The organism is Rhodoferax ferrireducens (assembly GCF_003347515.1).
In the GTDB taxonomy this organism is placed as follows: Bacteria; Pseudomonadota; Gammaproteobacteria; order Burkholderiales; family Burkholderiaceae_C; genus Rhodoferax.
The window spans coordinates 16,682-28,933 of record NZ_QEII01000240.1; the positions used below are offsets into that span (position 1 = coordinate 16,682).

The 12,252-nt window shown below is 65.1% G+C and carries 12 protein-coding genes; 4 read left to right on the top strand and 8 right to left on the bottom strand.

The window, feature by feature from the left end; genetic code table 11:
• The first annotated feature begins 80 nt into the window (after window positions 1-80).
• Window positions 81-887, top strand: a complete 807-nt coding sequence (locus C5P05_RS07075) for an IclR family transcriptional regulator (RefSeq protein WP_232834380.1) — start codon at window positions 81-83, stop codon at window positions 885-887.
• Here C5P05_RS07075 and C5P05_RS07080 read toward each other — a convergent pair.
• Both C5P05_RS07080 and C5P05_RS07085 read right to left on the bottom strand, forming a co-directional pair.
• Window positions 884-1,744: a TauD/TfdA dioxygenase family protein gene (locus tag C5P05_RS07080; RefSeq protein ID WP_114969155.1), complete on the bottom strand. Its 861-nt coding sequence runs from the start codon at window positions 1,742-1,744 to the stop codon at window positions 884-886. The two genes, C5P05_RS07075 and C5P05_RS07080, sit on opposite strands and share 4 nt — an antisense overlap.
• The gene (locus C5P05_RS07085) at window positions 1,741-2,988 is read right to left on the bottom strand and encodes a CaiB/BaiF CoA transferase family protein (RefSeq protein ID WP_114969224.1); all 1,248 of its coding nucleotides are present in this window, start codon (window positions 2,986-2,988) and stop codon (window positions 1,741-1,743) included. The genes C5P05_RS07080 and C5P05_RS07085 overlap by 4 nt, the downstream gene beginning before the upstream one ends.
• Before the next feature lie 143 nt (window positions 2,989-3,131).
• Here C5P05_RS07085 and C5P05_RS07090 point away from each other — a divergent pair, with 143 nt between their 5' ends.
• From C5P05_RS07090 to C5P05_RS07100, 3 genes are read left to right on the top strand one after another with little or no spacing between them, the layout of a single operon-like run.
• Entirely contained in the window at window positions 3,132-3,962 is an 831-nt protein-coding gene (locus tag C5P05_RS07090) for an IclR family transcriptional regulator (protein WP_232834381.1), read from the top strand.
• A gap of 15 nt (window positions 3,963-3,977) precedes the next feature.
• Window positions 3,978-4,739 carry an enoyl-CoA hydratase-related protein gene (locus tag C5P05_RS07095; protein WP_114969225.1) on the top strand — a complete coding sequence of 254 codons (762 nt, stop codon included), beginning with the start codon at window positions 3,978-3,980 and terminating at the stop codon, window positions 4,737-4,739.
• A 13-nt stretch (window positions 4,740-4,752) separates the two neighbouring features.
• Window positions 4,753-6,153: an MmgE/PrpD family protein gene (locus tag C5P05_RS07100; protein WP_157979237.1), complete on the top strand. Its 1,401-nt coding sequence runs from the start codon at window positions 4,753-4,755 to the stop codon at window positions 6,151-6,153.
• 60 nt (window positions 6,154-6,213) lie between these two features.
• On the opposite strand, the gene C5P05_RS07105 is transcribed toward C5P05_RS07100, so the two are convergent.
• The 6 genes from C5P05_RS07105 to C5P05_RS07130 form a co-directional block, all read right to left on the bottom strand.
• Window positions 6,214-7,026, bottom strand: a complete 813-nt coding sequence (locus tag C5P05_RS07105) for an alpha/beta fold hydrolase (RefSeq protein ID WP_157979238.1) — start codon at window positions 7,024-7,026, stop codon at window positions 6,214-6,216.
• 64 nt (window positions 7,027-7,090) lie between these two features.
• On the bottom strand, window positions 7,091-8,296 hold the full coding sequence (locus C5P05_RS07110; RefSeq protein WP_114969159.1) for an acyl-CoA dehydrogenase family protein: 1,206 nt from the start codon (window positions 8,294-8,296) through the stop codon (window positions 7,091-7,093).
• Window positions 8,297-8,312: 16 nt separating this feature from the next.
• Window positions 8,313-8,741 carry a Zn-ribbon domain-containing OB-fold protein gene (locus C5P05_RS07115; RefSeq protein ID WP_232834382.1) on the bottom strand — a complete coding sequence of 143 codons (429 nt, stop codon included), beginning with the start codon at window positions 8,739-8,741 and terminating at the stop codon, window positions 8,313-8,315.
• On the bottom strand, window positions 8,720-9,889 hold the full coding sequence (locus C5P05_RS07120; RefSeq protein ID WP_114969160.1) for an acetyl-CoA acetyltransferase: 1,170 nt from the start codon (window positions 9,887-9,889) through the stop codon (window positions 8,720-8,722). Before C5P05_RS07120 ends, C5P05_RS07115 begins: the two co-directional genes overlap by 22 nt.
• Before the next feature lie 71 nt (window positions 9,890-9,960).
• Entirely contained in the window at window positions 9,961-11,610 is a 1,650-nt protein-coding gene (locus tag C5P05_RS07125) for a cyclohexanecarboxylate-CoA ligase (RefSeq protein ID WP_114969161.1), read from the bottom strand.
• A 114-nt stretch (window positions 11,611-11,724) separates the two neighbouring features.
• A complete protein-coding gene (locus tag C5P05_RS07130) occupies window positions 11,725-12,210 on the bottom strand; it encodes a MaoC family dehydratase (protein ID WP_114969162.1) in 486 nt (161 codons plus the stop codon).
• Window positions 12,211-12,252: the final 42 nt, after the last annotated feature.

The window sequence follows — 12,252 nt, forward strand, 5'->3', positions numbered from 1 at the left end:
AGTTTCTGTTGCAAGAACCTAAGTTCTATATTTCGAACAACAGGCATTGAATCGGGTCATATCTGCGGAACAAAGCCAATTTGTTCAACGGGCTGAAATATGGTGATCCGCACTTTCAGTCAAAGGAACAAAACATGTCAGGCGTCACGGTCACCGCGATAGAACGAATCCTCGATATCTTTGAAGCATTTCAGGCGAGCCAACGCCCGTTATCGCTCACGGACCTGGCCGAAGCGGCCAACATTCCGAAAAGCAGTTGCCACGCCATAGTCACCACGCTGACGGCGCGCGGCTACCTGTATTCGCTAACGCGCCCGCGCTCGCTTTATCCGACCAAGCGGATGCACGACGTTGCGCACGATATTCTGGAGCACGACCCCTTCATCGAGCGCGCAACGCCTCTGCTGGAGCGGCTGCGCGACACGTCGCGCGAAACGGTGATACTGGGCAAGCGCCAAGGCGACTCGGTCATCTACCTGCTGGTGATTGAAGGCCAGCATCCCATCAGATATTCCGCCAAACCTGGCGAGTTCAAGCCTTTGTATTCAAGCGCCACCGGCAAGGCGCTGCTGGGCAGCCTGAAGGAACCAGAGCTGCGCAAATGGCTCGAGAAGCGCGAATTGCCTGCCGTCACCTCCTCCACCATGACCGATCATGAAGCGCTTGTCGATGACATTTTGCAAAGCCGGCGGATGGGCTATTTCCTGACGCGAGGCGAGAACGTGAGTGACGTCTGGGCCGTGTCGGCATTTCTCACCGTCAACCGGGAGACACTTGCGGTGGCAATCGCCGGACCCCGCCACCGCATGGAGGGCAACCTGGCAGAGTGTGCGCAATTTCTGGTGGCAACCTGCAGTGTCCTGTCGCGACAGCAAGCGCGGGGCTAGTCGTTGTCTAAAACATGCCGGCGAGGCCGGTCACCCGCCAGCGTGATGCGGTGCATGACCCGGCGAAAGCCGTGGTAATCGTTGACCGGGTAGTGGTGCGTACAGCGGTTGTCCCATAGCGCCAGGGAACCCACCTGCCAGCGAAAGCGACAGGTGAACTCTTCCTTCTTCTGGTGCTCGAATAAAAACCGCAGCAGCGGCGCACTCTCCTCTTCGGTCATGCCGACGAAGCGCGCGGTGTGGGCGCAGTTGACATACAAGGCCTTGCGGCCGGTTTCCGGATGGGTGCGCACCACAGGGTGTTCGGCCTCGTAATGGCGGTTCGCGTCAGCGCGCCCGACCTCGGCCAGGCGGTCTTCGCGGGTGCGCGTCACGTCGGCCTTCGCCGAGGTGTTGACAGCCACCAGGGGATCGAGCAGCCGCTGCATGCCATCCGACAAGGCCTCGTAGGCCAGCACCTGGTTGGCAAACAGCGTGTCACCTCCGTAAGGCGGCACCTCGCGCGCCAGCAGCAGCGTGGCCATCGGCGGCTGCGCCAGATAGGCGGTATCGCTGTGCCAGACACCGCCGAAGTTGACTTTTTCGTGCGCCAGCTTCTTCACTTCGATGATGACTGGAAAGCCCGCAATGCCGTTAACGAACGGGTATTCCACCGGCGTGCCAACGGCCTGGGCGAAGGCCAGGAACTGCCCGGAGGTTAGGTGCTGGTCACGCAAAAAGACGACACCATGATCGAGCCAGGCGCTACGCAACGCTGCCAGGTCATGCGGGCGCAGCGGTTGGGACAGGTCAAGCCCGGAGAGCTCCGCGCCCAGCGCGCCGGCCAGCCGGGTCACGGTCAATGCCGGGGCGCTCATGCTGACACCTCCGCATCGGCGGCTTTCGACACCGCTGCGCGGCTGGCCAGCAAGGACGCCAGTGCGCTGGCATCAAAGCCGCATTCGCGCAGCACCGATTCGGTGTGCTCCCCCAGTCGCGGCGCGGGCGCCAGCTTGCTGACGTCGTAACCCACCCAGCGCGCCGGCGCGCCAAAGGTGCGCATCGCCCCTTCGCTCGGGTGCTCGACCTGGCGGAAAAAGCCCACCGCCGCCAGGTGCGGGTCATCCAGCAGGGACTCGATGGTATTCAGCGGCACCGCCGGCACGTCAATTTGCTCGAACAGCGCCAGCCAGTGCGCGGTGCTTTGCCCGCGTAGCGTCTGGCCCAAAAAGCCGTACACCTCGTCAATGTGGCGGGTGCGGTTAGCCAGGTCGGCGAAGCGCGGATCGACCCGCAAATCGTCGCGCTCGATGGCGCGCAGAAAACGCTGCCAGTGGCCGTCGTTGTAGACCAGCGCGCAGATATAGCCGTCGCTGGTTTGGTACGGCCGGCGCCCGGGCGACAGCAGCCGCACGTAGCCGGCGTCAGCACTGGGCGGCTCGAAGGTGCGCCCGTAAATGTGGTCCGACAGCACCACGCTGGCCATGGTTTCGAACATCGGCACGTCGATGCGGCAGCCGCGCCCGGTGCGCTCGCGCCCGTACAGCGCCATGGCCACGCTATGCGCCGCATGCAGGCCTACCATGCGGTCGGCAATCGTCAGCGGCACGTAGCGCGGCTCGCTCGCCCCGCTGCGTTGCTGCAAGGCAGCGATGCCGACGGCGCCCTGGATCAGGTCGTCATAGGCCGGACGGCCTGCGTAGGGGCCGTCCTCGCCATAGCCGTACACGCCGCACCAGATGATGCGCGGATTGATCGCCGACACGCTCTCGTAGTCCAGCCCGAGCCGGGCGATGGAGGCCGGGCGCAGGTTGTGCACGAAGACATCGGCACCTTCGATCAGGTGCCGCATCGCGGCCGCGCCCTGCGGCGATTTGAGGTCGAGCGCCACGCTGCGCTTGTTGCGGTTCAGGTGCAGGAACAGCGGGCCCATGCCGGGATGGCGTCCGGGGCCGATCCAGCGGGTCGAGTCGCCCTCGGGGGATTCGATCTTGATCACGTCGGCGCCATGGTCGCCAAAAATCTGGGTCGCGTACGGCCCCATCAGCACCGCGCTGAGGTCAATCACCCGCACGCCCGCGAGCGGCCCGGTTGGTGCCGCCTGGTCTTGTTGGCTTGTCATCTGTGTCTCCTCTGATTTTTTGATGCCAGGCCTGCTCAGCGTCGCGTGCTGAAAAAAACCCGGTTGACGACCGTGCATCCTAACGCTATTCTTATATTCAAACAATTATTCCGATATCAGAACAAATAGGAGGCATCGTATCCATGAGTACATCCATCGCAGCCCGGCGGGAACACAGCGGTGTCGCGCCCCCTCTTGACGGGTCACCGATGGCGCTGACCCGCGTGCTGCGACTGCTGCAGTTGCTGGCCGACCAGCCCGCCGGCATGGCCCTGGCATCCCTGTGCGTGGCCATGAATGCACCGAAGACCAGCGTGCTCTCGCTGCTGCGCGGACTCACGGCGCATGGCTACCTGCAACGCAGCGACACGGTGTATCGATTGGGCCCCGAGTCCTTCTCGCTCGGGGCCTCGCTGGTGTCAGCCTGCTCGCTCGACGTCGTGGCCCTGCCCTTCCTGCGCGAGGCGGTGGCGCGCTGCGGTGAGACCGCCCTGATCGCCCGCATCGACCGCGCTGCCGGTCAACTCGTCTACGGCCCGATCGTCGAGAGCGCACGCCCGATTCGCTATGCCGTGTCAGTCGGCACGACGCGGCCGCTGTTCGTCTCGGCTGCCGGGCGCGCGCTGCTGGCGTTCCAGGACGAGGCGTGGCGGCGCGACTACCTGCGCCGCGCCGACTTGCGGGCCATGACCGAGCACTCGGTCACCGACCGGGCGCAACTTGCGCGCCTCATTGAGGAGGTCCGGATCAGCGGCGTGGCCGTCACGTTCGGTGAAGTAACGCCCGACGTGGCCGGCTTTGCGGCCCCGATCTTCGAGCCCGACGGGCGCGTGAACGCGGCGCTGATCATCGCCACCCCGATCGAGCGCGGTCGCGCCACCGCCGATGCGCTGCAACGCCTGGTGGTGACGCTGGCACAAAATATCTCGCACGCGCTCGGCCACCCTGCGCGGTCGGCATCCAGCACAACTTGAAAAGGAGACAAGCCCATGAACAACGAACTGCTCTACGAAGTGAGCGACGGCATTGCCGTCATCACCATCAACCGGCCCGAACGCCGCAACGCCCTGAACCGCGCCGTGCGCGAAGGCATGTTCGAGGTCTGGCGTCGCTTCGAAGCCGATGCCTCGGCCCAGGTGGCCATCCTCACCGGTGCCGGTGACAATTTCTGCGCCGGCATGGACCTGGTGGAAGCCGCCGACACGCAACTGCGCATCCCGCCCCCCGGCTTCATCGCCGTGCTCGGCGACAACATCGAGGTCACCAAGCCCGTCATCGCCGCCGTGCAGGGCTATGCCTATGCGGGCGGCTGGCTGCTGTCGCAGATGTGCGACCTGTGCGTGGCCGACGAGACCGCCAAATTCGCCATCACCGAGGCCAAGGTCGGGCGCGGCATGCCGTGGGCCGCGCCCGTCATCCACATGCTGCCGCAGCGCATCCTGATGGAAGTCGCCATGACCGGCGACCCGCTGACAGCGCAGCGCGCCTACGAACTCGGCTACATCAACCGCCTGATGCCCAAGGGGCAAGCATTGCAGGGCGCGAAAGAACTGGCGGCCCGGCTCATGGCCAATGCGCCGCTGACAGTGCGCGCGGCCAAGGAAATGGTGCGCCTGTCCACCGAGATGGGCCGCACCGCCGCGCTGCGCGCATCCAACCGCGCGTTCGATGCCGTTTACCTCAGTGAAGACGCGCTGGAAGGCCCACAATCATTCCGGGAGAAGCGCAAACCGGTCTGGAAGGGGTGCTGAAATGAGCGCGACCATGACCACAAAACCCGCACCGTCGGCCGCTGTCCAAACCGCTGGCATCACGCGGGAACTGGCCGCACGCAGCGCTGCCCTGTGCTACACCGATCTGCCGGAGGATGTGCGCCTGCGGGTCCGGCAATGCCTGCTCGACTGGATTGGGGTAACACTGGCTGGCGCGTGCGAGCCGCTGGTGCACATGCTGGCCGAAGAGGCCCGTGAACAGGGCGGGCATGCCCAGACCAGCGTCGTCGGGCACGCCATGACGACCTCCAGCCGGCAGGCGGCGCTGATCAATGGCGCGGCCTCGCACGCACTCGATTACGACGACGTCAACATGGCCTGCACCGGCCATCCCTCGGTGGTCCTGATCCCGGCCTTGCTGGCCCTGGCCGAGTCGCGCGGCGCCAGCGGACGCGACTTCATGACCGCCTTCGCCGCTGGCTACGAAACCATGTGTCAGTTGGGGTTGGCGAGCGGCGACGCACAGTATTCCAACGGTTTCCACACCACGGCCACGCTGGGCACGCTCGGTGCGGCCGCCGCCTGCGCGCGCTTGATGCAACTCGACGCCAACGACACCGCGACCGCGCTGGGCATCGCCAGCACCATGGCGGCCGGGCTGAAATCGATGTTCGGCACCATGTGCAAGCCCTTGCATGCCGGGCGCGCCAGCGCCGACGGCCTGCAAGCGGCCCAGTTGGCCGCGCGTGGCTTCACCAGCCGTGCCGATGCGATTGAATGTCCGCAAGGCTTCATCGCCACGCACGGTGGCACCGCATCGCTGGAAGCGGCCCTGGCCGCCCCGGACGGCAGCTGGCACCTGCGCCACAACCTGTTCAAGTTCCACGCCGCCTGCTACGGCACCCATGCCGCCATCGAGGCGGCGCGCTACTTGCGCCTGCAACACGCACTGCGGCCCGATGACGTGCTGCGCGTCACAGTACAGGTCGGCGCCGCCAGCGAGGGCGTGTGCAATATTCCCGAGCCGCGCACCGGACTGGAGGCCAAGTTCAGCCTGCGCCACACGGTGGCAATGGCGCTGGCCGGGGCCGACACCGCCGGACTGGACGCGTTCAGTGACGAGGCCGTGCGCGCGCCCGAGGTAGCGGCCCTGCGTGAGCGCGTACAGGTCGTGCTCGCGCCCCAATGCCCGGGGCTCACCCTGAGCGAGGTGGTGATCGAGACCCGGAACGGCGCCGTGCTGCGCCAGCGCCACGACAGCGGACGCCCGGCCAGCGACCTGCTGGAGCAGCAGCAGCGGCTGGAGGAAAAGTTTCGCCGACTGGTCGAACCCGTGCTCAACCCTGCCGAGCGCGGCGAGCTGATCGACCTGGTGGCCCGGCTCGACGAACTGACCGACCTTTCGCCGCTGGCAAGCATGCTGGCCAGCCAAGCGTGCTCCGATCGACACTAACGGCAATTTATTGGTGCGGGCAGGCTAGCGCGCGGAAAAACAAGGGTTGTGTAATGCCCGTCATTGGCCTGTGTTTTCGCTGTCGGCCGGGAGGCTGCGCCCCATGCGGCAGAGTAAACGCTGCAACATGCCCATGGTCTCCCCACGCGCTCGCTGCTGCGGATGGTGCCCGACGCCGGGCAGTGCCGTCACTTCAAGCGGCATCAGGCCGTGGCGAAACAAGGAAATCGCGCTGGGCCGCCAGCCATATTCGTCGTCATTACCGAACAACACGGAGACCGGACAACGCACTGCGGCAACCTCGGCGCTCATGTTCCATTGCAGTGCCTGCGGGCTGGCCCAGGGCTCGTACCAGCCCCAGAACATCGCGTCGGTGCTGTCGCCATGGTGGCGCTGAAGTTTTTCACGCAAGCCGTCTTGCTCAAACGCGCGCCGCGCGCCGGCCATGGAATCCACCATGAACGGATCGATGGCCATGGTTGGCGAGCAGGCAAGAACGCCGCATACCAGCTCAGGATGCGCCGCCGCAGCCAGCACCGACATGGCTCCTCCATCACTGTGGCCGAACATCAACGCCTTGTGGATTCCGAAGTGGCGCAACACCTCGCCAAGCACCGGCCCCGCCTCTTCACGCCGGCAACTGGGCTCACGCCCACCCACCAGACTCTCGGATCGCCCATAACCATACCGGTCATAGGCCAGCACCGGCCAGCCGCTGGCTTCGGCCAACACCTGAGGTAAGTCTTTCCAAGTGGTGATGCAGTCCAGCCCGCCGTGCATCATCACGATGGTCGGCTGCCCGTTGCCCACATCACCCCAGGTGGTGGCGGCCAGCCGATGGCCTCCCGCAAACAGTTCGTGCTCTTTCATCATGTCAATCTGTCTCCTGGTTGCGCCTTGAAGGGGATCGGCACAGCCTACAGGTCGGCCTGTCCGGTCAGCAGTTGGCGCGCGATGTGGTGCGGCGCTGGATTTCGCCCGTGCCATCGGGGATGCGCATCACGCGGGCGAAGCGGTAGCCCTCTTCCAGGCGCAGTTCGTTGGTCAGGCCCATGCCGCCGTGGATCTGGATGCTGCGGTCCATCACGCGCCCCAGCATCTCGGTCGAAAATGCCTTGACCATGCTGACCTGCGCGGTGGCGGCGCGGCCGCTGTCCAGGCGCCAGGCACAGTTCTGGGTCATGGTCTTTGCGGCATAGATATCCATGGCGCTGTCGGCCAGCATGAGCTGGACCGCCTGGTGCTCGGCAATGGGCACGCCAAAGGTTTTGCGCACCTTGGCATATTCCACCGCCTCGTCCAGCGCCCAGCGGGCCAAGCCCATGCAGGATGCCGCCATGCCCATGCGCCCGGCGTTGACGCCGTCCATGGCCGCCGTCAGGCCGCGCCCGACGTCGCCGAACCGGTGGTCGTCGCGCACACGCACGCCGTCGAGCACGATGACGCCGGTGTCGCCGCCCAGGTGGCCCATGGTGTTGATGATGCGCGGCACGGAAAACCCGGACGCGCGCGTGTCGACGAAGAAACCGGTGACGCCACCCTTGTGGCGCGCCGCGGCTTCGGGGTCGGTCAGCGCGAACACCATGGCGTAATCGGCGTAGGGCGAGTTGGTGATCCACTGCTTGGTGCCAGTGAGCACCCATTCGTCACCGTCGCGCACGGCGTGGGTTTTCATGCCGAATATATCGGAGCCCGCATCGGGCTCGCTCAGACCACAGCACAGGGTCTTGTCGCCGCTGGCGATGCCGTCGCAATATTTCTCGAAGATGTCCGGCTTCAGGTGCCGCAGCACCGGCGACAGACCGTTGGTGAAGGGCGACGGCAGCACCACCGTCTGCACCAACGGCTGGGCCGGGCCGACGCGGTGGTTGAGCACCTCCTGCACATGGGCCATGACCTGCCCGCCACCGCCCAGTTTTTCGTCGCCGAACAGGGTGTAGAAACCCAGTTCGGCCGAGCGCTTGCGCACCTGCTGGCGCAGCGCCAGCACCTCGGGCACATAGCGACCGCTGGCATCGAACAAGGTGCGTTCGCTGCCCAGCAGGTCTTGGTGGCGCTGCTGCAGCGGCAGCACTTCGCGCTCCACGAAGCGCAGCACCGCCTCGGCAATCGCTACGGTATCGGGATCGATGGTGAAGTCCATGCGGGAAACCTCGGCGCTACAACAGCCGGAACTTCGGCAGCGTGACCTCGTCGGTCACGTCGTCGTACTGCACCGTCACGCTCTGGCCGATGCGCACCGCCTCGACATCGTCGGTGACGATGTTGGTCATCATGCGCGCGCCTTCGTCGAGGTCGATCACCGCCACCACGTAGGGGGTGTCGGCCTTGAAGGCCGGGCCGGCCGGCCGGCGCGCGATGGTGAAGCTGTAGATGGTGCCGGTGCCGCAGGCATCGACCCATTCGACGGCATCGGAATGGCAGTGCGGGCACAGGACGCGCGGATAGAAATGGTGCTTGCCGCAGGCAGTGCAACGCTTGATCGTCAGGCGATGCTGCATGAGGGCATCCCAGTAGGGGCGGCTTTCGCCATCGATGACGGGCAGGGGTTTGTCGTACATGGTGCTCACCGGGTAGAAAGAATGCAAGTGGCACCGCTGGAGAGCGTGCCGCCGGTGCCGTGGACCAGCGCGGTCACGGCATTCGCGATCTGGCGCGGGCCGCATTCGCCGCGCAACTGGCGCACCGCCTCGATCAGCAGGAAGATGCCATACATGCCGGGGTGTGCGTAAGACAGACCGCCGCCGTTGGTGTTAAGCGGGAATACACCGCCCGGCGCGGTGCGCTGGTTGGCAACAAAAGCGCCGCCCTCGCCGCGCTTGCAAAAGCCCAGCGCTTCGAGCGTCAGCAGCACGGTGATAGTGAACGAGTCGTAGACCTCGACCACGTCAATGGCGTCATGCCCGATGCCCGCCATGGCAAAGGCGTCGCAGCCGGCCACTTCGGCCGCTGTGAGGCGTGCCAGATCGGGCATGGCGGCAATCGTCCAGTGCGTGTGCGATTCGCCATAGCCGCGCACATGCACCGCCTTGCGCCCGAGCGCCCTGGCGTGCTCGGCCGTGGTCATGACCACGGCGCCGCCGCCGTCGGTGACCAGGCAGATATCGAGCAGGTGCAGCGGGTCGGAGATCATTTTGCTATTGAGCACGTCCTCGATCGACAGCGGGTCGCGCATCGTCGCGGCCGGGTTGAGCGCCGCCCACTTGCGCGTGGCCACGGCAATCTCCGCTAGTTGCTCGGAGGTGGTGCCGTATTCGTGCATGTGGCGCTTGGCCGCCATCGCATATCCGCCCACTGGCGTGGGCATGCCCCACGGCGTCTCGTACTGCATGGTCAGCACGGCGGGCCGCCCGGCCAGGTTGCGGCTCATCTCGCTCTTTTGCAAGCTACCGTAGGTGATTAGCGCCACCTCGCAGCGGCCGGCCTCGATGGCCATTGCCGCATGGGCCACGTGCGCCTCAAAGGCCGAGCCACCGATGTTGGTGCCGTCCACGAAGCGCGGGGTGATGCCCAGGTACTCCGACAGCGTCACGGTCGGCAACTGGCCGGGGCCGGGCACCCCCCACAGGCCGGCGGTCAGCAAACCATCGACTTCGCGCATGGCGATGCCGGCGTCTTTGAGGGCGTCGCGGGCGACCAGCGCCTGGGCCTCCAGCACCGACATCGGCCTGAGCACCTTGCCATCCTTGAGCGGCAGGTCGGCCACGCCGACAATCACTGCTTCTCGTTTTTTCATATTTGGAATTCTCCTGGTGTTGAATAGCGCGGACCCGTGCGGTCTGTACCAACCACGGACCCGAGGTGGGGTCAATCGGCCTTGTTTTCAGCACGCGCCATATCGCGCAAGCGGAACTTCTGTATCTTTCCGGTGGGTGTGCGCGGCAAGTCATCCAGGATGTTCAAGGTTTCGGGCCAGTACTGCTTGGTCATGTGCTGCTCGTCAAGAAAGTGTTTCATCTGATCGAGCGTGAGACCGTGACCAGGCCTGAGCGTGACATAGGCGACGGCGCGCTCGCCCAGCCGCGCATCGGGCACGCCGACCACGGCAGCCGCCTGGATGGCCGGATGGCGGTGCAATATCTGTTCAACCTCGATCACCGGCACGTTCTCGCCACCACGGATGATGATGTCCTTGGCGCGGCCGGTGATGCGCACGTAGCCGTCGGCGTCGATGCGCGCCAAGTCGCCGGTCTTGAACCAGCCCTGCTCATCCATGTCGTAACGTTCGGGGCGCTTGAGGTAGCCCACAAAATGGCTCGGCCCCCGGGATTGCAGCTCACCTTCCTGGTCCACTGCCAGCACCTGCCCTGCGGCATCGACGACCCGGATCTCCATGCCCGGCACCGACAGGCCATCGGTGCCGACCACTTTTTCCGGCGCATCAAGCAGCCGCGTGCCGGTGACCAGCAGGTTCTCCGTCATGCCCCAACCCGAGACGATGTGCGCCTTGAGCCGCTCGGTCGCGCTCTGCACCAGGGCGCGCGGAATCGGGGCGCCGGCCGAGATGAAGATGTCAAGTGTGGAAATATCGAAGCGCGGCAGCGCCGGGTGGTCGGTCAGGTCGGCCAGGAAGGGGGTGGCGGCCATCATGAAGTTCACGCCTTCATCCTGAATCCGCGCCAGCGCCACCTGAGCGTCCCAGACGTCCTGCAGCACCATCTTGGCACCCAGCATCAAGGGCAGCTCCATGCCAATCAGGAAGCCGGTCTGGTGCGCCATCGGCGAGGGCATGAAGATCACATGTTCGCTGCTCAATCCGCAGCGTTTCACCCACTCGACGATGTTCGCGAAATGGGTATTGGAGGTGTGCAACGCGCCCTTGGGCTCACCGGTGGTGCCGGAGGTGTAGAGCAACTGCAGCACATCGTCGGGGCGCAGGCGGCGCTCGACGAACAACTGTTCGGCATTGGGGGTTTCCTGTTCCCAGCGGCGCTCAATGAAGTGTTTCTCGAACGACATGTCGCCTTCGCCGCCAATCGCAAAAATATGCTTGAGCTTCGGCAGCGCTGGCTGAATTTCGCGCAGCATCGCGGCATGGTCAAAACCGCGAAACTCGCGCGGCACAATCATGACCTTCGATTCGGCCAGGCCGAGCATGAAGCTCAACTCGCGGTGGCGGAAGATCGGCATCACCGCGTTGGTGACCGCGCCGATGCGCAGGCAGGCCAGGTGCAGTGCCACAAACTGCCACCAGTTGGGCAACTGGTACGACACCACGTCGCCACGCTCCACGCCCAGCGCAGCCAGCCCCAGCGCAATACGTTTGGACAGTCGCAGCAGTTGCCGGTACGACAAGGTGGTCGCCTGCCCGGTCATGCTGTTGAGGTCAGTCACGGCCACTTTATCGAGGCGGCTGGGCGCGACTTCGTCCAGAAAATCGAGCAGGGTCTTATTGTGCCAGTGGCCGCCGGCCCTGGCTTGTTGAACCAGTTGGGGGCTCAGTTGGGATTCGATCATGTTGTCTCCTTCGTTGTAGTGAAATGGATGGAAGCTGGCCGTGCCGGATGGCTTACGGCCGGGCTCGGGATCGGTGGATGCACCCATTGCGTCCGTGAATCTGGAACATCGGGGTCACAGGGTGCCGGCCGCCCTGGGCAGGAAGGTCAGGGTCTCGGTGAAATCGGCGATGGTTTCGCCGCGCTGGTTGATCACCAGGTGCTCAATCTCCATCAGCGTGTAGCCGCGCGCGGTCGGCGGGCGCAGCCGTGCCTCGCCCTCAACGTGAATCGTGTCGCCGGGAAACAGCGCGCCGCGCAGGCGCGCCTGCAGGCCGGTCATGCCGCCAAAAGCGCCGACCGCATGAGCTGCCAGCGTGCGTTCGATGATGCCGGCCACGTAAGTCGCCAGCAGCCCCATGCCCAGCGAGATGATCATCGGCCCGGGCGCAAAGCGGCTGCGGTGGGCGCCCGTCATGTTGGCCTGAATGTAATCCATGTCGATAAAGAAGGGCTCGTGCAGTCCGGCCACATTGACGAAGTTAACGATGTCGGTTTCGGTAATGGTGCGCCGGTGCGTCTTGAAACGCTGCACCGGGTCGCCGTGGGATGCCTGGGTCATGTGGTCGCCTCCTTCTTGACTGATTCAGGTTGGAAATCGTCC

Excerpts from the sequence above, each read along its gene's own strand:
- C5P05_RS07090 (WP_232834381.1), top strand. The coding sequence starts at position 3,132 with ATGAGTACATCCATCGCAGCCCGGCGGGAACACAGCGGTGTCGCGCCC.
- C5P05_RS07125 (WP_114969161.1), bottom strand. The coding sequence starts at position 11,610 with ATGATCGAATCCCAACTGAGCCCCCAACTGGTTCAACAAGCCAGGGCC.
- C5P05_RS07110 (WP_114969159.1), bottom strand. The coding sequence starts at position 8,296 with ATGGACTTCACCATCGATCCCGATACCGTAGCGATTGCCGAGGCGGTG.
- C5P05_RS07130 (WP_114969162.1), bottom strand. The coding sequence starts at position 12,210 with ATGACCCAGGCATCCCACGGCGACCCGGTGCAGCGTTTCAAGACGCAC.
- C5P05_RS07105 (WP_157979238.1), bottom strand. The coding sequence starts at position 7,026 with ATGATGAAAGAGCACGAACTGTTTGCGGGAGGCCATCGGCTGGCCGCC.
- C5P05_RS07100 (WP_157979237.1), top strand. The coding sequence starts at position 4,753 with ATGACCACAAAACCCGCACCGTCGGCCGCTGTCCAAACCGCTGGCATC.
- C5P05_RS07120 (WP_114969160.1), bottom strand. The coding sequence starts at position 9,889 with ATGAAAAAACGAGAAGCAGTGATTGTCGGCGTGGCCGACCTGCCGCTC.
- C5P05_RS07085 (WP_114969224.1), bottom strand. The coding sequence starts at position 2,988 with ATGACAAGCCAACAAGACCAGGCGGCACCAACCGGGCCGCTCGCGGGC.
- C5P05_RS07080 (WP_114969155.1), bottom strand. The coding sequence starts at position 1,744 with ATGAGCGCCCCGGCATTGACCGTGACCCGGCTGGCCGGCGCGCTGGGC.
- C5P05_RS07095 (WP_114969225.1), top strand. The coding sequence starts at position 3,978 with ATGAACAACGAACTGCTCTACGAAGTGAGCGACGGCATTGCCGTCATC.